General features: G+C 67.9%; 18 protein-coding genes. 6 read left to right on the top strand and 12 right to left on the bottom strand.

The annotated features are described in order from the left end of the window. The first annotated feature begins 28 nt into the window (after window positions 1–28). Window positions 29–502, top strand: a complete 474-nt coding sequence (locus AB0M24_RS32115) for a DUF1453 domain-containing protein (RefSeq protein WP_363776403.1) — start codon at window positions 29–31, stop codon at window positions 500–502. Next, window positions 489–1700 carry an aminotransferase class V-fold PLP-dependent enzyme gene (locus AB0M24_RS32110; protein WP_363776400.1) on the top strand — a complete coding sequence of 404 codons (1212 nt, stop codon included), beginning with the start codon at window positions 489–491 and terminating at the stop codon, window positions 1698–1700. Before AB0M24_RS32115 ends, AB0M24_RS32110 begins: the two co-directional genes overlap by 14 nt. On the opposite strand, the gene AB0M24_RS32105 is transcribed toward AB0M24_RS32110, so the two are convergent. Both AB0M24_RS32105 and AB0M24_RS32100 read right to left on the bottom strand, forming a co-directional pair. Beyond that, complete coding sequence (locus AB0M24_RS32105) at window positions 1697–2746, bottom strand: Hsp70 family protein (protein ID WP_363776397.1); 1050 nt, start codon at window positions 2744–2746, stop codon at window positions 1697–1699. The genes AB0M24_RS32110 and AB0M24_RS32105 overlap by 4 nt on opposite strands. Window positions 2747–2804: 58 nt before the next feature. Then, window positions 2805–3962: a nucleotide disphospho-sugar-binding domain-containing protein gene (locus AB0M24_RS32100; protein ID WP_363776394.1), complete on the bottom strand. Its 1158-nt coding sequence runs from the start codon at window positions 3960–3962 to the stop codon at window positions 2805–2807. Window positions 3963–4030: 68 nt separating this feature from the next. Here AB0M24_RS32100 and AB0M24_RS32095 point away from each other — a divergent pair, with 68 nt between their 5' ends. Beyond that, window positions 4031–5095, top strand: a complete 1065-nt coding sequence (locus AB0M24_RS32095; RefSeq protein WP_363776391.1) for a hypothetical protein — start codon at window positions 4031–4033, stop codon at window positions 5093–5095. A 41-nt stretch (window positions 5096–5136) separates the two neighbouring features. On the opposite strand, the gene polA is transcribed toward AB0M24_RS32095, so the two are convergent. Beyond that, window positions 5137–7812, bottom strand: a complete 2676-nt coding sequence (gene polA, locus AB0M24_RS32090; protein WP_363776388.1) for a DNA polymerase I — start codon at window positions 7810–7812, stop codon at window positions 5137–5139. 106 nt (window positions 7813–7918) lie between these two features. Here polA and AB0M24_RS32085 point away from each other — a divergent pair, with 106 nt between their 5' ends. Both AB0M24_RS32085 and AB0M24_RS32080 read left to right on the top strand, forming a co-directional pair. Continuing rightward, window positions 7919–8278, top strand: a complete 360-nt coding sequence (locus AB0M24_RS32085) for a hotdog fold thioesterase (RefSeq protein ID WP_363776512.1) — start codon at window positions 7919–7921, stop codon at window positions 8276–8278. A gap of 70 nt (window positions 8279–8348) precedes the next feature. After that, window positions 8349–9515 (top strand): lipase family protein, encoded by a 1167-nt coding sequence (locus tag AB0M24_RS32080; RefSeq protein WP_363776385.1) that lies wholly within the window; start codon window positions 8349–8351, stop codon window positions 9513–9515. 51 nt (window positions 9516–9566) lie between these two features. On the opposite strand, the gene AB0M24_RS32075 is transcribed toward AB0M24_RS32080, so the two are convergent. The 5 genes from AB0M24_RS32075 to AB0M24_RS32055 all read right to left on the bottom strand — a co-directional run bounded on the left by AB0M24_RS32075 (window position 9567) and on the right by AB0M24_RS32055 (window position 15025). After that, window positions 9567–10283, bottom strand: a complete 717-nt coding sequence (locus AB0M24_RS32075; RefSeq protein ID WP_363776382.1) for an ABC transporter ATP-binding protein — start codon at window positions 10281–10283, stop codon at window positions 9567–9569. Beyond that, window positions 10280–11098 (bottom strand): ABC transporter ATP-binding protein, encoded by an 819-nt coding sequence (locus tag AB0M24_RS32070; protein ID WP_363776379.1) that lies wholly within the window; start codon window positions 11096–11098, stop codon window positions 10280–10282. Before AB0M24_RS32070 ends, AB0M24_RS32075 begins: the two co-directional genes overlap by 4 nt. Beyond that, window positions 11095–12807: a hypothetical protein gene (locus tag AB0M24_RS32065; RefSeq protein WP_363776376.1), complete on the bottom strand. Its 1713-nt coding sequence runs from the start codon at window positions 12805–12807 to the stop codon at window positions 11095–11097. Before AB0M24_RS32065 ends, AB0M24_RS32070 begins: the two co-directional genes overlap by 4 nt. Then, on the bottom strand, window positions 12804–13721 hold the full coding sequence (locus AB0M24_RS32060; RefSeq protein WP_363776373.1) for a branched-chain amino acid ABC transporter permease: 918 nt from the start codon (window positions 13719–13721) through the stop codon (window positions 12804–12806). Before AB0M24_RS32060 ends, AB0M24_RS32065 begins: the two co-directional genes overlap by 4 nt. Window positions 13722–13798: 77 nt before the next feature. Next, window positions 13799–15025 carry a branched-chain amino acid ABC transporter substrate-binding protein gene (locus AB0M24_RS32055; RefSeq protein ID WP_363776370.1) on the bottom strand — a complete coding sequence of 409 codons (1227 nt, stop codon included), beginning with the start codon at window positions 15023–15025 and terminating at the stop codon, window positions 13799–13801. 226 nt (window positions 15026–15251) lie between these two features. On the opposite strand from AB0M24_RS32055, the gene AB0M24_RS32050 reads away from it, so the two are divergent. Continuing rightward, on the top strand, window positions 15252–16889 hold the full coding sequence (locus tag AB0M24_RS32050) for a hypothetical protein (RefSeq protein ID WP_363776367.1): 1638 nt from the start codon (window positions 15252–15254) through the stop codon (window positions 16887–16889). On the opposite strand, the gene AB0M24_RS32045 is transcribed toward AB0M24_RS32050, so the two are convergent. The 4 genes from AB0M24_RS32045 to AB0M24_RS32030 all read right to left on the bottom strand — a co-directional run bounded on the left by AB0M24_RS32045 (window position 16870) and on the right by AB0M24_RS32030 (window position 19485). Then, window positions 16870–17481, bottom strand: a complete 612-nt coding sequence (locus tag AB0M24_RS32045) for a response regulator (protein WP_363776364.1) — start codon at window positions 17479–17481, stop codon at window positions 16870–16872. The two genes, AB0M24_RS32050 and AB0M24_RS32045, sit on opposite strands and share 20 nt — an antisense overlap. Before the next feature lie 42 nt (window positions 17482–17523). Continuing rightward, the gene (locus AB0M24_RS32040) at window positions 17524–18342 is read right to left on the bottom strand and encodes a hypothetical protein (RefSeq protein WP_363776361.1); all 819 of its coding nucleotides are present in this window, start codon (window positions 18340–18342) and stop codon (window positions 17524–17526) included. Window positions 18343–18526: 184 nt separating this feature from the next. Beyond that, window positions 18527–19069 carry a hypothetical protein gene (locus tag AB0M24_RS32035; protein ID WP_363776358.1) on the bottom strand — a complete coding sequence of 181 codons (543 nt, stop codon included), beginning with the start codon at window positions 19067–19069 and terminating at the stop codon, window positions 18527–18529. Window positions 19070–19128: 59 nt separating this feature from the next. Then, complete coding sequence (locus tag AB0M24_RS32030; RefSeq protein ID WP_363776355.1) at window positions 19129–19485, bottom strand: PLDc N-terminal domain-containing protein; 357 nt, start codon at window positions 19483–19485, stop codon at window positions 19129–19131. Window positions 19486–19832: the final 347 nt, after the last annotated feature.

Here is a 19832-nt window from a genome sequence, read left to right as displayed (position 1 = left end):
CAAGGTCATGCTACTTAGGGGGATGTCGATGACATATGTGCTGATAGCGGCCGGTGTGCTGTACGTGCTCGTGCGCCGGTTCGTTGGCGAGCCCTTGAACGCCAGGGACCTGCTGGCGCCGCCCGCGTTCCTGCTGTTCTTCGGGATCCGGGCGCTGGAGGGCTTTCACCTGATCTACCTGCTGCCGCTGGCGGTGGGGTTCGCGTTCGGTGCGTTGCGGGGCATGACGATCAAGCTGTTCAGCCGCGACGGCCACCTGTGGCAGCGGTACACGCCATGGACGTTGCTCGTGTGGGTGACGTCGATCGGCGCCTCGCTCGGTCTGGGCCTGCTGGTCGGCGGGCACGCGCCGACGCAGCTGTCGATCGGCGTGAGCATGCTCGGCGAGCTGTGCACGCTCGGCGCCAAGGCTCTTAACACAGGAGTGCCCTTCGCGCCCGAAAAGAAGGCACTGTCCGACAACGTCCGCGAGCGGTTCTATGGGAGGCATGGAGCGTCGTGACTTCCTCGTCGGAACCGGGCTGCTCGCCGTCACGCCGACCGCCGCGTCGGCCGCGCCGGGACTGGACTGGGGCGCCGTGCGCCGCGAGTTCCGGCTCGATCCGACGCTGACCAACCTGGGGTTGTTCTACCTGGCGTCGAACCCGCGCTCGGTGCGTGCGGCGGTCGACACGTTCAAGCGCAAGCTCGACGCCAACTCGCACGACCTGATGCCCGCGCAAGCCGAGGAGGTGGCCGCCGCCCTCGGGCAGTACGTAGGTGGCGCGGCGAATGACATCGCGTTGGTGCCCAACACGACCATCGGGCTGTCGATCGTCTACGGCGGGCTGCGGCTGCGCGCGGACCAGGAGCTGCTGCTCAGCGACCAGGACCACGCGTGGCACCAGCAGGCCGCGCAACTCGCCGCCGGACGGGCCGGGGCGCGCGTCAGAATCGGGACGCTCTATGAAAGTTCGGCCCGCGTGACCGAGGACGAGGTCGCCACCCGGTTGCGGAGTTCCATCACGCCGCAGACCCGTGCCGTCGGCATCACGTGGGTGCAGTCGAGCACGGGCGTGCGGATGCCGGTGCGAGCGTGCGCGGACGTCGTCGCCGAGGCCAACCGCGGCCGTTCTGCTGCCGACCGCTGTCTGTTGATCGTCGACGGCGTGCACGGTCTGGCCGCCGTCGACGCGGACGCGGCCCGGCTGGGTGCCGACGTTTTCGTTGCGGGAACGCACAAGTGGCTGTTCGGGCCGCGCGGCACCGGCATGGTCTGGGTGAATCCTGCCGTCAGCGACCAGATCGTGCCGTTGCTGCCGAGCCTGAGCAACCGCAGCGCGACAGCAGCCCTCGGCCCTGGTGGCTTCCACCCGTTCGAGCACTACTACGGGGTGCGCGCGGCCGTCGAGTTCCACCAGGGGCTGGGCCGTGACCGGGTGGCCGCCCGCATCGCCGAGCTGGCTGCCCGGTTCAAGGACGGTCTCGCCGCGATCCCCGGCGTCGTGATCCACACACCGCGTGATCCTTCGATGTCGGCCGGGTTGGCGTGTTTCGACGTTCCCGGCCAGACCGGAGATCAGGTCGTGGCAAGGCTCGCCGCGAAACGCATCCAGGTCACGACGGCGGCGTACCGCATCCCGTACGCGCGGGTCGGAACGTCCATTCTGAACACACCCGAGGAGATCGATCGGACGTTGAAGGAGATCCGCGCGCTCTAGATCCGTGGCAGCAAAGCGGTTCCGGCCGGTGCCAGCTCGACGCTGGTCGTCTCCACCTCCGGGCGGTTCATCGCCTCGTGCGCGGCCCACCCGCCTCCCAGAACGGCCGCCAACAGCCCGGCCGCGATGAACGGCGTCGTCGGAAGGTGGCGCTTCGGCCTGGCTTCCTCGCGCGGCTCCGGCAGCCAGACGGCGGGCTGCTCAGCCGGTTCCGGTTCCAGCTGCCTGGCTTCGAGGTACGCGCCCATCGCGGCCGCGCCGTCCGGTGCCCGCATCACCGCGATGCCCAGCCTCGCGGAGATCTCCTTGGCCACCAATGGAATTCGCGACGAGCCACCGACGAGCAGGATGACGTCCGGCTCGCACAGTCCGGCCGCTCGGACGACCCGTTCCAGGGCGTCGACGGCCAGCTCGACGGACGGTCTGATGATCGCCTCGAACTCCAGCCGGCTGAGCCTGACCTCGCGCACTTCGCGCACCTCGTTCGAGACCACCGGAATCCGCACCTCGGGGTAGCTGCCGAGCAGTTCCTTGGCCTCGACGCAGCTCTGGACGAGCTCCTGGCTGTGCGTGCCGATCTTCGCCACGACGTGCTCCACCACCAGGTCGTCGAGGTCGAACCCGCCGAGGTCGACCCGCTCAGGGCGGCCGGCGGTGAGGAACACACCCTGCTTGCGCAGCAACGTGATGTCCGCGGCCGTCGCCCCGAAGTCGAACACCGCCACCGCGCTGTGCTCCGGCAGCACCACCGTGTCGTCGAACGCGATGGCCGCGGCGTGCGGTGCGGGCACGAACAACACGTCCGCACGCCCCTCGTCGATGAGGTCCAGGCGCACCTGTTCGAGGTGCTCGTGCGGCCAGGACAACGGATGCGTCATCGCGACCCGGCTCGGTGCTTCCCCGAGCCTCGACGCGAGGTCGCCGAGAATCTGCGCGACCTCCCTGGCCGGGGCGTCGTGACGACGCCGGGCGCGGGTCGCGACGCCCCGGTCGGTGGTGATGGTGGTGCCTGCGGATCCGAGATCGAGCCCAACCTGGTACGACATGTGCGGGTCACCCCTCATGTGCGGACACCCAACACACGTACGTCTCAGTTCGTCCGGTTCACCCCTTCATCAGAAGTTCCGCGGCGACCGCGGCGCCGTCCGTGCGAACCCGCGTGCCCACCTCGGCGGCTTCGTCGGCAAGGTCGAGCACCTCGGCGAGGACCTCGGTCGTGACCGCCGTGCTGGAGCGGCCGATGCCGAGCCGTTCGACCTGGTTGCCCCAGTAGTACTGGTCGTACATGTGGGGCAGCACGATCTGCGGCCTGCCGGCGGCCGCGGCGGTCGTGGTGGTGCCCGCACCGCCGTGGTGCGCGATCGCGGCGACCCGGCGGAACAGCGCCTGCTGGTTCACCTCGCCGATCGCGATGCAGTCGGGTGCGTCGTCGGCGAGCTGCAAACCGGCCCAGCCCTGTTGCAGGACAACGCGTTTGCCCAGCTTGCGCGCGGACTCGACGGCCTGGTGCGCGGCGTCGTGGGCTCCGTGCATGCTGCCCAGCCCGAAGTAGACCGGTGGCTCGCCGTCGTCGAGGAACGCTTCGAGCTCCTTCGACAACGGCCGCTGGTCATCCATCAGCCAGGCGCCCGTCGTGACGAGCTCGCCAGGACCGGGCCACGGGCCGAGCACCGGATCCGCGGCGAGCCACGGGGCGTCGCTGAAGATGTGGTCGCGGACGTCGTCGACCGGATACAGGCCGAGTTCGGCGCGTTCGGCGTTGATGGTCTCGCGCGCGTGACCGAAGAGCGGGCGTTGCTGTTCCCATTGCCGGAGGTTTTCCTCGGGCGTTCCGTTCACCGGAACGCGACCCAACATCGCGGGCGGTGCGTGATTGGGCGAAGGCAACGTGTTCGCGCAGAAGCTCGCATACACGTAATGCGCATTCACGCTTTCCGCGACCGACCGCGTGGCGTGCTGCAGCGCGCCACCCGCCACCAGGACGTCCGCTCCTCGTGCCGCCTCGCCGATCACCCGGAACTGCTCCCGCACCGACTCCTCGGCCAGTCGTGCCAGGTCACCGGGCTTGACGTCGGCAGACCTGAACGTCCGCAACATCGGCCCGACCGGCGTGAAGCCGACCCCGTTGCTCGTCACGAGCTCCTCGAAGTCCGGAGGCGCGACCACGTGCACGTCGTTGCCAAGCGCCTTCAGTTGCACGGCCAGCGCGGTGACCGGCTGCGCCTCTCCCCGCGAGCCGATCGTGGACACCAGAAATAGCATCGTGAAATCCCCTCTGCTTCAGGGAACGAATTGTGAGGGCGACCCGGGGTCTTGCGGCAAGTCCCCCGGTGCGTTATAAGTTCCAATGGGGGCAATCACTGGGGGGTGATCGCATCTTCGAGCCGTACCTGGCCGACTACCGCTACTACGCGCTGTTCAGAGATGGGCGCGGCATGTCCGACGTCCTCAACGCCCAAGGTCTCTACCGCTCTGTCACCGTCTACGAGGAGCAACGGTACGAGGGCCACGGCAGGTGGGGGTCGAGCCGAGATCTGTCGTATGCCCGCGAGCGCGACTCCGACGACGAGTACCGCGAGGCGACCCCGGCCGAGATCGAGCAGCTCATGCGCCGGACCGACGCCGAACGGCCAGAGCCACCGCCACGGCAGCAGGACGAGGAGCCGGCCGCCGTTCTCGCGCTGCTGGCGGCGCGGCGGCGAGCCGAACCGGTGGACGGCCACTACTACTTCGCGGAGTTCGACGGGCTGGGCGACGTCGTGAACGTCGACCGCGCGCACGCCTTGATCCGCTGCCCGGCGGACGGCCACGGGAACTGGGAGTTGTTCCTGCACGACGGGACGTGGGTGCTGAGCCAGGAGCCCCGGCAGAGGTACGTGCGGCCGGTCGGCCGCGAGGACGTCCAACGGATCAGCCTGGGCAGGGAAACCGCGGAAGTCAGGTACTTCGACGTCTGGCTCGGCGGCGCCGTGAAGGACGGGGGCTACCAGCACGTCCTGGTCCGCCGCACAGGCTCGGCCGACGAGACGATCGACGACCTCGGCTGGCAGGCCACCGACCTGTTCGCGCGGCTGGAGCCCGGCTGGTGGGTGCTGGAACTAGGCGAGCGCGGTTTCCGCAGTTCCCGCTACATCGCCGTGATGACGACACGCGGACCGAGCTTCGGTTACCAGGCGGTCTTCCGCAAGGGCTACAGCGTCTACGACCTGGACAACATCCTCTTCCTGGCCAAGCGCATGCCGAACCCCTACGAGCTCGAGTACGAGCTGTGGACACCACGCGGCTGGGAGCGGACGTACAGCATGCTGGTCGGGTACACCACGCTCCCGATCTCCGAGGAGGAGTTCGAGCGGCTGGCGGCACTCCACCGGTACCCGAAGCATCCCAACCCCTGAAGCCCGCCACCACACGGAGGCGGGCTGCGGCGGCACAGCGGTTAGTGGGCGGCGTCGTCCCAGGAGCGGCCGACACCCACCGAGACCTCCAGCGGCACCGAGAGCTCGTAGGCGTTGCCCATGTGCTCGCGCACCAGGGCTTCGACGGCCTCGCGCTCGCCTTCCGCGATCTCCAGCACCAGTTCGTCGTGCACCTGCAGCAGCATCCGGGACCGCAGGCCTGAGGACTCCAGAGCGCGGTAGACGCCCAGCATGGCCACCTTGATGATGTCCGCGGCACTGCCCTGGATCGGCGCGTTGAGAGCCATGCGCTCGGCCATCTCGCGGCGCTGACGGTTGTCCGAGGTGAGGTCCGGCAGGTAGCGACGGCGACCCAGAACCGTTGCGGTGTAACCGTCCTTGCGAGCCTTCTCGACGATCTCGTTGAGGTAGTCGCGGACACCACCGAAGCGCGAGAAGTACGCCTCCATCTGCTCGCGCGCCTCTTCGGTCGGGATGCGCAACTGCTGCGAAAGACCGAAGACGGACAAGCCGTACGCGAGACCGTAGGACATCGCCTTGATACGACGGCGCATCTCCCCCGTCACCTCAGTGGTCGGGATCGAGAACGCCTGCGAGGCCACGTAGGTGTGCAGGTCCTCGCCGCTGTTGAACGCCGCGATCAGACCCTCGTCACCGGACAGTGTGGCCATGATGCGCATCTCGATCTGGCTGTAGTCCGCGGTCATCAACTCCGCGTAACCGTCGCCGACCACGAACGCCTGGCGGATGCGGCGGCCCTCGTCGGTGCGGATCGGGATGTTCTGCAGGTTCGGGTCGGTGGACGACAACCGGCCCGTGGCGGCGATGGTCTGGTGGAACGTCGTGTGGATGCGGCCGTCGTCGGCGACCGACTTCAGCAGGCCGTCCACAGTGGACTTCAGGCGCGTGACGTCGCGGTGCGAGAGCAGGTGCTGCAGGAACGGGTGCTCGGTCTTCTCGAACAGGTCCTGCAACGCGTCCGCGTCCGTGGTGTAGCCGGTCTTGGTCTTCTTCGTCTTCGGCATGCTCAGCTCGTCGAAGAGAACCGTCTGCAGCTGCTTCGGGCTGCCGAGGTTGATCTCCTTGCCGATCACCGAGTACGCGTCCTGCGCCGCCTGCTTCACGCCCGCCGCGAAGTGGGCCTCCAGCGACGACAGGTGTTCGACGTCGATCGCGATGCCGACGGCCTCCACCTCGTCGAGCACGTTCATCAGCGGCAGCTCGAGGTTCGCGAGCAGCTCGGCGCCGCCGATCGTCACGAGTTCGGAGTCGAGGGCCTCGGCGAGCTCGGCGACGGCACGCGCGCGCAGGATCGTGCTGGTGGCGACCTTCTGCGCCTCCTCGGACTCATCGGTCAGCAACGACAGCTGGCCGTCGCCCGACTCCTCCGCCCGCAGCTCGCGCTTGAGGTACCGCAGCGCCAGGTCGTCCAGCGCGAACGAACGCTGACCGGGACGCACCAGGTACGCGGCCAGTGCCGTGTCCGACGTCAGCCCCCGCAGCTTCCACCCGCGCGCGCGGATCTGGCGCATCGGCAGCTTCAGGTCGTGGCCCGCCTTGGCCACGCTCTCGTCGGAAAGCCACGCGGCCAGCGCGTTCTCGTCGGCCTCGTTCAGGTCCGCGACGGCGACGTACCCGCCCTCACCGGACGTGGTGCACAGCGCGACGCCCTCCAGGTCGCCGCCCGCCGAACGCAACGCCACGCCGACCCGCGACTTGCGCGCGTTCTTGTCCAGCCACGCGGCCAGCGTGCCGGCGGGAACCACGCCACCGGACACCTCGAAGCCCTCCTCGGCCTCGGGCTCGGCGGTCGACAGCGTCTGGAACAGCCGGTCGCGCAGCACGCGGAACTCCAGCTCGTCGAACAGCCGGTGGACGGCGTCGCGGTCCCAGGTCTGCACCTCGAGCCCGTCGATCTCGTACGGCAGCTCGACGTCCTTGATCAGCTCGGTGAGCTGGCGGTTCATGATGATGTTCGCCAGGTTGCCGCGCAGCGCCTCGCCGACCTTGCCCGGCACCTCGTCGATGCGGTCGACCAGCTCGTTGAGGCCGCCGAACTGGTTGAGCAGCTTGATGATCGTCTTCGGGCCCACGCCGGGCGTGTTCGGCAGGTTGTCCGACGAGTCGCCGCGTACCGCCGCGTAGTCCGCGTACTGGTCCGGCCGCACGCCGTGCTTCTCCTCGACGTACGCGGGCGTGAACCGGCCCATCTCCGAGACGCCCTTGACCGGGTACAGCACCGTGACGTGGTCGTTGACCAGCTGGAACGCGTCGCGGTCGCCGGTGACGATCTCCACGTCGATGCCCTGCGCCACGGCCTGCGTGGTCAGGGTGGCGATGATGTCGTCCGCCTCGTAGTTCTCCTTCTCCATGGTCGGGATGGCCAGCGTGGCCAGCACGTCCTTGATCAGGGAGACCTGGCTGCGGAACTCGTCCGGCGTCTTGGAGCGACCGGCCTTGTACTCCGGGTACTGCTCGGAGCGGAACGTCTTGCGCGACACGTCGAACGCCACCGCGACGTGCGTGGGCTGCTCGTCGCGCAGGATGTTGATCAACATGGACGTGAAGCCGTACACGGCGTTCGTGACCTGGCCCGTCTTCGTCACGAAGTTCTCTGCGGGCAGGGCGTAGAACGCTCGGTAGGCCATCGAGTGACCGTCGATGAGCAGGAGCCGCTTCACGTCTGAGGGAGTCACGAGCCCGAGTCTAGGGTGGGGGTCTGACAGTTTTGCTTGAGCCCTGGGAGCCCGCGTGACCCTCGACCTGCCGTCCGACCTCGAAGCCGAGCAGCTGGCTTCCCGCATGGGCATCGAAATCACCCAATGGGATGTTCAGGAGATGATCGGCACGATGCCGGTCAAGGGCAACCGCCAGCCGTTCGGGCTCCTGCACGGCGGCGCCAACGCCGTCCTGGCAGAACAGCTCGGCTCCGTCGCGTCCGCCATGCACGCGGCCCAGTTCGGCTCCATCGCGGTAGGACTCGAGCTGTCCTGCACGCACCACCGCGCGGCCCGCGACGGCGTGGTGACCGGCGTGGCGCGCCCCATCCACCTCGGCCGCAGCACCACGACGTACGAGATCGTCGTGACGGACGAGGAGGGCAAGCGCACCTGCACCGCCCGCCTCACCTGCCTCCTGCGTCCCAAGCCGCCGGGCGCGTAGGGCTCACCCCACCACGGACACTGCGGCCCGCACCACTGACTCGCCAAGATCAGCACGACAGGGTTGTCCCATGACCCTTTCGACTCGAACCACCGCGGCAGTCCTGTGCGGCGTGGTGACCGCGGCGCTGATCCCGGCCACCGCGTCGGCGCACTCGACTCGCGGGGAGCTCCTCGACGTCGTCCCGGTGTCCACGATGGACACCAACCAGGTCACGAAGTATCTGGGGGACCACGCCTTGGACGCCTCGCGCGTCCGCTTCGCCGTGGACGCGAAGCGCATCACCTACCGCACCATCGACGCGACGGGAAAGCCGACCACGGCCAGCGCCCTGGTCGTCCTACCGCGCAACGACGACCGGCGACCACGCCAGGTCACCTGGCTGCACGGCACGACCGGCTACCGGGGTTCTGTCGCCTCGGTGGCGGACGGCAACGACCGCGCGGCGGCCCTGCTGTTCGCCTCGGCCGGCTACCTCACCACCGCGCCGGACTACCTGGGCCTCGGCACCGGTCCCGGCTTTCACCCCTATGTGGACGCCCCGTCCACCGTCACGGCCTCGGTGGACGCACTCCGCGCCACCGGCCAACTAGCCAAGCGGAAAGGCCTCAAGCCCGACCGGCGCGTCATGATCACCGGCCACTCGCAGGGCGGCCACGCGACCATGGCCATGGGAGAAGCGCTGCAGCACGACCGCCAGTTCACGGTCGGCGCGCTGGCCCCGATCGGCGGCCCGTTCAAGCCGAGCCTGCTCGTCGGCAAGGCCCTGAACGACGAGATCTCCAACGGTGTCGCGTACATGGCGTACTGGACGGTGGCCTGGAACCGCCTCTTCCACCTCTACGACAACCCCGCCGAAGTCTTCAAGGACCCGTCGGTGGAAGCGCTGTTCGACGGCGACCACCGCAACGAGGACATCTTCCCGCACCTGCCCGCCACCATGCGCGACCTGCTCACCGACACCTACTTCGAACGCCTCCGCAACCCCACCGGCGTCCTGAAGACCAGGCTGCGTGAAGCGGACAGCTACTGCGACTGGCGCCCAACGGTTCCGGTGAAGATCTACTCGTCGGCGGGCGACAAGGACACCCTGCTCGAAACCTCCGCCTACTGCGACCAACGGCTCAAGCAGCACCACGCCAAGTCCACGCTCATCGACCTGGGCGCGGACGTGAACCACGGCAAGGCGGCCAAGATCGCCCTGCCCCGCATCCTGGCCGATTTCGACCGCGCATGACGAAAAGCGGGGCGGAGGAAAGTCCTCCGCCCCGCTCTCACAAGCAGTACCTCAGTGCGCTTCACCCAGGTACGCGTCCCGCACCCGCTGGTCCGCCAGCAGGTCGTGACCCGGACCGTCCAAAGTGGTGCGACCGAGGTCGATCACGTAGCCGTGGTCCGACAAGGCAAGCGCGGCCAGCGCGTTCTGCTCCACCAGGAGAATGGTGGTGCCCAACGACTGCAGCTCCTTGATGGTGTCGAAGATCCGCTGCGTCATGATCGGCGAGAGACCCATGGAGGGCTCGTCGAGCATCAGCAGACGGGGCTTGGACATCATCGCGCGACCGATCGCGAGCATCTGCTGCTCACCACCGGAGAAGAGCCCTGCCTTGTTGTGCCGCCGCTCCCCGAGCACGGGGAACAGCTCGTACACCCGCTGCATGTCGGCCTCGACGCCGTCGTCCTTGCGGACGTAGGCACCGAGCTGCAGGTTCTCCTCCACGGTCATCCGCGGGAAGAGCCGCCGGCCCTCGGGGCAGTGCGCGATGCCCTCACCGAGGATCGCGTGCGCCGGGTCGGCGTGGATCGGCTTGCCCTGGAACAGGATCTCGCCGGACGCCGGACGCAGCAGACCCGAGATGGTGCGCAGGGTCGTGGTCTTGCCCGCACCGTTCGCGCCGATCAAAGACACGATGTGCCCGGCCTCGACGGTGAACGAGACGTCGCGGACGGCCTCGATCGCGCCATAGGCGACCGAGAGGTTGCGGACTTCGAGCAGCGCGGTCATGCCTGCTCCTCCTCAGCAGAAGCAGCGGCGGCCTCGATGTCGTGCTGGACTTCCTCCGGCGGCTTGCCGAGGTAGGCCTCGACGACCCGCGGGTCCGCCCGCACGGTTTCGGGGCTGCCTTCGACGAGCAGCTCGCCCTGCACGAGTACGGAAACCGAGTCGCACAGCCCGAAGATGAACTTGATGTCGTGCTCGATGACGACGACGGACACACCCGTCTCGCGGATGCGGAAGATCAGCTGCTGCGTCGCTTCCGTCTCCTGCGGGTTCATACCCGCCGTGGGCTCGTCCAGCAGCAGCACCGCCGGGTCCGTCGCCAACGCGCGCGCGATCTCCAGACGGCGCTGGTCGCCGTACGGGAGGTTGCGCGAGAGCTCGTCGTCCAGGTTGTTGAGACCCACGAACGACAACAGCTCACGCGAACGCTCACGCGCCGCCTTCTCACCGCGGTGGTAGGCCGGGCCGTGGAACAGCGAGGCCAGCGGGCCCTGCTTCATCCGCACGTGCCGGCCGACCATCACGTTCTCCAGCACGGTCATGCTGGGGAACAGACGGATGTTCTGGAACGTGCGCGCGACACCCGCGTCCGTCACCTGGGCCGGGTCGCCGGGCAGGACGTTGCCCTTGAGCAGCACCTGACCCGTCGTCGGCGTGTAGAGACCCGTCAGGCAGTTGAAGAACGTGGTCTTCCCCGCGCCGTTCGGGCCGATCAGTCCGACGATCTTGCCTTCGTCGAGCGTCAGCGTGACGCCCTTCAACGCCTTGAGGCCACCGAAGACCATCGAGACGTCGCGAGCTTCCAACACAGGCGTCATGCCCGCTTCGCCTCCTCGTGCGCCTCTTCGGCGTTCTCATCGGCGCGCTCGATCATCTCGGCGCGCCTGTGCGCATCGGGGATCAGTCCGACAGGGCGGAACCGCATGATCAGGATCAGCGCGAGGCCGAAGATCATGAGGCGCCAGTCCGCGAAGTCGCGCAGCTTCTCGGGCAGCACGAACAGCAGCGCCGCACCCAGGACGGCGCCCGGGATCGAGCCCATGCCGCCGAGGATGACCGCCGCGAGCAGCGTGACCGACTCGAGGAACTTGAACGACTCGTAGGACACGGTGCCGTTCTTGTGCGCGAACACCGCACCCGCGAGACCCGCGAGAGTCGCACCGATGAGGAACGCGAGGATCTTCATCTTGCCGGTGCGGATGCCCATGGCGCGGGCCGCGTCCTCGTCCTCGCGGATCGCGATCCAGGCCCGGCCGATGCGGCTGAACTTGAGGTTCGCGAACACCGCCATCGTCGCCGCGACGAGCAGCACGATGAGGACGTAGTAGAGGACACCGGCGGGCAGCTTCACCGCGCCGAGGGTGACCGACTTGTTGAACTCCGCGCCGAACAGCGACAGCGCCGGGATGCCCGGGATCGCGTTGGAGCCGTTGGTGATGCCGCCGATGTTGTTCTGCGCGGACCGGGTGAAGATCTCACCGAACGCGAGCGTCACGATCGCCAGGTAGTCACCGCGCACGCGCAGCGTCGGCGAACCGACGATGGCGCCGAAGATGCCGGCCACGATCGCGGCGATCACCGCGGCGACCGGGAACGGCAGGTGGATGCCGAAGTGCGCGGTGGCCGCACCGGAGAAGTTGGCCGCCACCAGGGCACCGATGCCCATGAACGCCACGTACCCGAGGTCGAGCAGACCCGCGAGACCGACGACGATGTTCAGGCCGATCGCGGTGGCGGCGTAGATGCCGATGTTCGCCGCGACCGTCATCCAGTACTCGTTGCCCGCGTCCGTGAACGGCAGCAGCAGCGCGCACGCCGCCAGCACGATCACGCTGAACACGCGGTGCTGCTCGGACAGCGCCGACAGCCACTTGATGAACCCGACACCGCTCAGCGCACCGAGCACAGCGCCGGCGAAACCGAGGAACGACAGGAAGATCGCACCCGCGTACGGGTTCGCGGCACCGACACCACCGGTGGTCAGCAGCGCGGCGACGGCGTACAGCACCGCCGCGAACGACGCCAGCAGCACCAGGTACGCGAGCGGGGTCGAGAGCTTGACCTTCCACTGGCCCACCGGCTCGAAGCCGATGCCGTGGCCCGCCAGGATCGCCAGCACACCGGCGACGAGGCCGACGATGCTGCCGAACGCCGTGACGCCGTCGAGGGCCGTGATGGCGGCGAGGCCACCACCCTTGACGGTGATGTACGCGCCGTTGACGAACGAGACGATCGCGGTACCCCAGCCCAGGGCCCGGATGACGCGGCCGCGGGACGGGACGGGTGCGAACGTCGCGATGAGGACGAGCACACCGAGCAGCAGCATGTGCCAGCGGAAGCCCGTGACGGCGAACGGCGCGTCGAAGAACTGCAGCGTCGACTTGTCCGGCCAGTTGCCGTCGTTGAGGGTGAACGTGACCCACGGCAGCAGCGCGGCGACGATGGCGAGCACGCCACCGGCGATCGCGAACGGCCTGCCGAGCGGAGCGAGTGCGGAACGCTCGCCAGAAGTAGTGACCGTGCTCATGCGCGCACCCTTTCCGGCTCGCCGAACAGACCCTGCGGGCGGAAGACGAGCACGAGGATCAGCACGACGAAGATCCACACGTAGTCGTACTGGGTACCGCCCGGCGCGTACTGACCGGCCAGGGTCTTGATCAGACCGATGATGAACGCGCCGACGACCGCGCCGCGGATGCTGCCGACACCGCCCAGGACCGCCGCCGTGAAGGCGAAGATGCCGGTCTGGAAGCCCATGTCGATGTTGACGTTGCTCAGGTAGCCGCCGTACATGATGCCGGCGACACCCGCGAGCACGGCGCCGAAGATGAACGTCAGCACGATCACGCGGTCGGGGTTGACGCCCATCAGCTTCGCGGTGTCGGGGTCCTGCGCGGTGGCGCGCATCGCCCGGCCCATCCGCGACTGGTTGATGTAGGTCTGCAGGATGACCGCGAGGCCGACCGACAGCACGACCAGCATCAGGCCGGTCCACGAGATCGTCACGCCGCCGAGCACGAGCGCGCCCTCGGGGAAGACCTTGGGGTAGGGCAGGTTCGACGTCGCGTTGGGGTAGACGTTGCGGACGAACTCCTGCAGGAACACGGACACGCCGAGTGCCGTGATGAGCGGTGCGAGCCGGGGCGCGTTGCGCAGCGGCCGGTACGCGAACCGCTCCATGATCACCGCGACGACGACGGCGACGATGATGCCGCCGAGGAACATCAGCGGCAGAGCCACGTACGGGACCTTCTTGAGGTCTTCAGGAAGGATCCACGTGTAGGTGGCAAGGCCTCCGTACGAGGCCACCATGAACACCTCGCCGTGGGCGAAGTTGATCAGCTGGATGATGCCGTACACCATCGTGTACCCGAGAGCGATCAGGGCGATCAACGCGCCCTGCATCACCCCGTTCACCAGCTGTTGAAACAGGACTGACACGACTACCTCCGTAAACGGCGGGGGCGAGCAAACAACGCCCGCCCCCGCCGTGGCTTCAATCAGTAATTAGGTAGTCGTCAGCCGGTGAAGGTCCCGGTCTCGACGTCCTTCCACTTGCCAGAGGTCACCGAGTAGACGGTCAGAACCTTGTTGGTGCTGTCGCCGTACTGGTCGAACTTGACCTCACCGGTGGCGCCGGAGCCGCTGTACGAGCCGACGTTGGTCAGCATCGCGTCGCGCTTCGAGTCGTCCCACGCGGCACCGTCGACGGTCTTGGCCAGCGCGCCGATCAGGGCGTTCGCGGCGTCGTAGGAGAACGCACCGTAGGCCGCGTAGTCCTCCTTGCCGAACTTCGCCTTGTACGCGTCGACGAAGGCCTTGGCCGTGGCCAGGGACTCGGTCGGGGCACCGACGGAGGTGGCGAGGTCGCCTTCCTTGCCGCCCAGCTCGATGAACTTGCCGTCGAAGATGCCGTCGCCGCCCATCAGCGGGACGTTCAGGCCGGCGTCCTTCATCTGCTTCGACAGCGGACCCGCGACCGGGTACTCACCGCCGTAGTAGACGGCCTCCGGGTTGCTGGCCTTGATCTTGGCGATCACGCCGGAGAAGTCGGTGTCCTTCTCGCCGACCTTCTCGGAGCCGACGATCGAGCCACCCTTCTTGGTGACCTGCTTCTGCAGCTCGGCCGCGAGGCCCTCACCGTAGGTCTTGCCGTCGGTGATGATCGCGATCTTCTTCTTGCCGGCCTTCTCGACGAGGTAGTTGGCCGCGTACGGGCCCTGCAGGTCGTCGGTGGTGCAGACGCGGAAGTAGTTCTCGAACTGGCGCTTCGGGGCGGTGAGGAAGTCGTTGCCCCTGGTCAGCGTCGGGTTCGTGTTGGCGGGCGACACCTGAGGAATCTTCTTTTCCTTCAGGATCGGCTGCACGGTCTGAGCGACCGACGAGTTCAGCGTGCCGACGACACCGATCACGGTCGGGTCGGTCGACAGCTTCGTGGCGGCCTGGGCACCCTTGGCGGGGTTGGCCTCGTCGTCCTGAGCGGAGACGGCCAGCTTGTAGCCCTTCACCGTGCACTTCTTGTTCGCCTCGTCCACGGCGAGCTCGGCGGACTGCTTGATGCCGATGCCGAGAGCGGACAGGTTCCCGGACAGCGGGGCGACAACACCGACGGTCAGAGTGCCCTTCGACGTGTCGCAGCTGCCCCCCGAGGTGCCGCCGCCTTCTTCCTTGTTCGAGCCACAGGCTGCGACGACAAGCAGCGTGGCGCCGACAATCGCAGCGGACTTCACAGAGTGCTTACGCACGTGACGTCCCTCCTAGTTCCCTGCTCCCGGCGACGCGAGTTCTCCGCGCACCGCTCCACGACCCTCTCCTGAGGGATGGCCGGGAACTTAGGCGACGAGTGTGACCGCAGTCATCAAAGCCAATGGGCTCGTGACCATAACGCAACGCGGCGTTATGTTTGGTTTAAGGAATGTCACATACCGTAACCTTCGTTCACTCTTTGGACGGCTGCCATAACGTGAACGTATGACTCCGCGTCGCCGGGTGATTGCCGCTGTCGGTACCGCCGCCGTGCTCGTCGCGGCGGTCCTCGTCCTGCGCGAGACCGATGATCGTGGTAATAGGCGCAGCTCAGAGCCTGTCCGGCTGACCAGGTACGCGGCCGAGTTCGTGACCTTGCCTGCTCTGCCGGCCGCCCCACCTCCGCCGTCCTCCGTATGGAGCAGCGACGGCCGCGTCCAATGGGCGCCCGTGGACGGCGCCGCTGGCTACGAGGTGTTCGGCCGGCTCGTCGCGTCGCCGGAGATCGCCGGAACCGGGCGGGCCGACGTGCGGGCGGTCGACGCGTTCGGCCAGCGCTCGATCCCCGTTCGCGCCGAAGAACGCCCTGGTGACGACACGTGGCGACGGGCGGTTCTCGGTCCGATCGACGAGTTCGACGACACGTTTCTGGAGCGCCGCTACCACTTCAGCGGGCGCCGTGGCTGCGTGAACCTCGGTTCCGGGTCCAACGGCCGGTTGGTGATCGACATGCCGTGCGGGAACGACACCGCGGTGCTGCGCTCACGGTCGTCGATGCGCCTGAACGAGGCCGACGAACTGGGCCGGGTCGTGGTCGTGACGGACGCCGCGGGACCGCACGGGAAGCTCACGCTCGACCTGGTGCCCGGCACCCCGGACCGGGTCGGACCCATTCCTCCCGCTGATGCGATCCGAGTGGTGGTGGACGACTCCGTTGCCCCCGGCACGCGCGGTGCGGGCGTTCTGCATCGATTCGAAGTAGTGCTGACTCGATCCGGATTGCGCGTTCTGCAGGACGGCGAGCAAATCGCCGCGTCCCAAGTCGTGCCGAAATGGCGTGAGGCGAGCGTGCTCGTCGGACTGACCCCGCAGGCGAGCTATCCGGGTCGCGTGGTGGTCGACGCGCTCGGTTTCACCGGGTCCTACCAGCCGGTGGACGAGGTGATCGAGACGCAGATCATCGCGGGCACGTTGCGCGTGCTGGAGCCGGACGAGGAGGCACCGGGCATCGGCATAGCGCGCATACCGTTGCGTGACGCTCCATCGGCGCGATTACAGGCGACGATCCGGCTCGGCGACGGTGGCGACGTGAACGGCCTGGTCGCGCAGTTCGGGTCGGAGCGGGTGCCGTTGCGGCCGGTCGTGAGCGGCTGGTCCGGTGCGCAGGACAGCGAGCTGACCGTGGCGGGAGACCTGCCGAAGTCGTTGCTCGGCGTGTCCGGGCCCGACGCGCTGACGCCGTTCGTGCTGCGGATGCCCGGCGCGTCCCAGGCCCAGGTGCTCGAGAGCTACCTGGAGGTGCCGGGTCAGTCGCCGCTCAAGCTGGAGCTCGCCCCGGACGAGCCCGCGCCCGTTTTGCCCGTGATGACGGCTGAGCTGACCGCTGTGGCCCCAAACGACGCGACCCTGGTGGTCACCCTCGACGGCGCTGCGAGTCGATCAGTGGCGCCCGTGGCGGGCTTTGAGGTGTACGTGGACAGCGCTCACGCGGCGACGGTGCCGATGCCGGGCGGCGTCGGCGGCCGGCACGAGCTGAAGATCTCCCTCGGAGGCAGCCACAACGTCGAAGTCCGCCTGCGCCCCGAGGATCCGGAGCGGCAGACGGACTCCGTCTGGCTCGAGCTCAGCCGAAGTTCTCGATGACGGCCTCGGCGACCGCCTTCATCGTCGTGCGGCGGTCCATGGCGGTGCGCTGCACCCACCGGAAGGCCTCCGGCTCGCTCAGACCCTGCTTGGTCATGAGAATGCCCTTGGCGCGTTCCACGACCTTGCGCGTCTCGAGGCGCTCGGTCAGCCCGGCGACCTCCTGCTCCAGCGCGGCCAGCTCGGTGAACCGGCTGATCGCGAGCTCGATCGCGGGCACGAGGTCGCGCTTCGCGAACGGCTTGACCAGGTAGGCCATCGCACCGGCGTCACGGGCGCGTTCGACCAGGTCTCGCTGGCTGAACGCGGTGAGGATCACGACCGGCGCGATCCGGTTGCCCGCGATGTGCTGCGCCGCCTCGATCCCGTCGACCTTCGGCATCTTCACGTCGAGGATCACCAGGTCGGGGTTGAGCTCGGACGCGAGCTTGATGGCCTCTTCACCATCCGCGGCCTCACCCGCCACGTCGTAGCCCTCCTCGCGCAGCATCTCCACGAGGTCGAGACGGATGAGCGCCTCGTCTTCGGCGACCAGTACACGAGGAGCCTTGCGCGTGGCTTCGGACTGGGCCTCGGCAGCCTGCTGGGTCACCGGGGTCCTCCTGACGATCGTTCCTGCGGGCGAAAGCGCAGTCTACCGGCGGGCAGGCCCCTGATCAGGCTCACCGGCCGTGACGGCAGACACGAACTCTTCAGGCCACGGATAGGTCCGCATGCCTTCCTCGACGTCCTGCGTGGGCGTTTCGGTGTTCCTGAGCGTGATCTCGCGGCTGGTCCCGAACTCCGGATGGGCGAGCTTCCGCCTGATCTCGTCCTCCGTGGCGCCACCTGGCCACTCGACGAACCACGCGCTTCCCATCGGAACTGCTCGCAGCCAGCTCGCGTCATGCCACAGGTGTACCCGGCGCAGGAGAGCGCTCCCAGTGGCCGCTTCCGGTGTTTCGTCGTCGTTACCGCCGCCGTCGGTGTACTCGACACCGCGGAACTCGTGCATCCAGCGCACGTACCGCATGCCGAGGTCCCACGCGTTCTCGTCCACGCCGACGAGGACGATGCCCGCTGCACCGGTGGTCAGTTCGGACGACCGCCGGTACTGCCGGTGTTCGAGGCCTTTCACTCCCATGCCGTAGCCGGCTTCGGTGCGGGGCAACAGCTCGAACAGCAACGGGCCGAGCGCGCGCTCGTTCAGGTGGAGCTTGAGGGTCTCCCCCGGCTCCACCGTCCGGAACGCGTGCGCGGGCCTGATGATGCTCGCCGGCGGCATCAGCTGGAGCATGCTCGCCGCGGCGCATCCCGCGAGCAGAACTTTCGCTTCCAGTTGCTGCTGGGCCGCGGTGGTGGCGTCGGGCAACGGCTCCCCGTCGCGCACGGCGGGCACCGCCTGGGAGAGGTTCTCCCCGGTGTAGGTGCGCCGGAGGTCGGCCAGCTGGTCCGTGATGGACAGACGTGCCATGACAGCAGTCCTCGTTTCCGCCGCCCGGCTCGGCACGACAAGGACGCATGTGTCACGCGTCTACGTGGTCGGTTCGCTTCGGTGAGCAGGAGTTCCTGAACACTGCGGCGGAGTGTGCCGCTCACTGCCGGGGAGCGGCTCCAGCCTCACGTCTGCTCGGACGCCACCGACCACGTTACCCGGACTAGTCGGATCCGACGATCAGTTTGTACTTCACGTCGACGTCCTTGCCGTCGGCCGAACCGCGGATGTGCAGCTCGTGCTCACCGGACGCGGGCGGGTTGATCCACGCGTACAGGCCGCAGCCGACCGAGTTGATGCGGCCGGCGGCAGTGTCGAACGGGTTGCCCGCGCGCGCTTCGTAGGTGAACGGAGTGGCGGAGACCCTCGTCAGCGCCTGCGTGGAGCCGTCCATCAGCACCTCGCCCTGGGCGTTCTTCATGAAGCGCTCGCACTCGGCGACGTCGCTCGCGAGGTTCACCACGGGGGCGAGCAGCGGCTTGGCGGCCGGGACCCGGCACTGCCGCTCGACCGGTCCTTCGCCCAGCGATCCCGCGAGCAGCCAGACCTCGACGGGCTGGTCGCGCATGCAGAACCGCCCGGAGGTGTCGGAGACCGGGTTGCTGCCGGAGGGCTGGGAGGCCCACGTCCACCAGCGGGCCTGGAACTCGCCCGGCGGCAGCTTGTCCGAAGTGGACGTTTGGGGAGCGGTGGGTTGCGTCCCCATCTGTGCGTTGCCGCCACAGCCGGCGGCAAGCAGAACAACTAAGAACAGCAGGACTTTCCTCACGTGTTCTCGCGTCCCTTGCGTCGTTGTTCCTCCGCGCGCTCACGGCAGCGGCGCAGGAACTCCTCGTCGTCGTCAGGATTGCCGGCCGCGAATCGCCCGGGCCGGTTGTACTCGGGAAAAGCAGCTGCGTCGCGTTCGTACGCACCGAGGCGCGCGCGTCCGGTCCCCACCACCGGACGGCCCGCCACGAGCCACGCGATCGAGCCCACCAACGGGAACAGCAAGACCAGAAGGAGCCACAGCATCTTCGGGAGGTTGCGAACGGAGCCTTCATCGGTCGTGATCACATCCACGACTGCGAAGATCACCAGGCACAACGTCACCACTCCGAACAGCCCACCGAAGTACAGCATCTCCATCCCCCCAGGTCGTGCGGTCGCGCACATCGTGGCACAAGGGGCCGTGCCCTGAACATGGTTCACCCGTCAATCACCTGGCGGTGAATTCACGATTTCGTGAAGCTCGGTGAAACAAAAGTTGCCACTTCGCGTTAACGTCGCTGTTTCTTTCCACCATTTGAGAATGGCGTGGTCCAGGACGTCTCAGCTGGCCGGAGTGAGACGCTCGGCGTCATTTGCGTTGCCGCAGATGGGCGTGGAATTACCAGCGGCTGGTTCGTGTGCCATACCACACCGAACATCAGGTGTATCACGTCTTGCTCGGCCGTCAGGTCCACCACTATGGTCCGACCCGAGCAACC

This window comes from Lentzea sp. NPDC051838, from assembly GCF_040681245.1.
GTDB lineage: Bacteria > Actinomycetota > Actinomycetes > Mycobacteriales > Pseudonocardiaceae > Lentzea.
The sequence above is the reverse complement of the archived record's forward strand: the minus strand, read 5'-3'. Positions and strand labels throughout refer to the sequence as shown.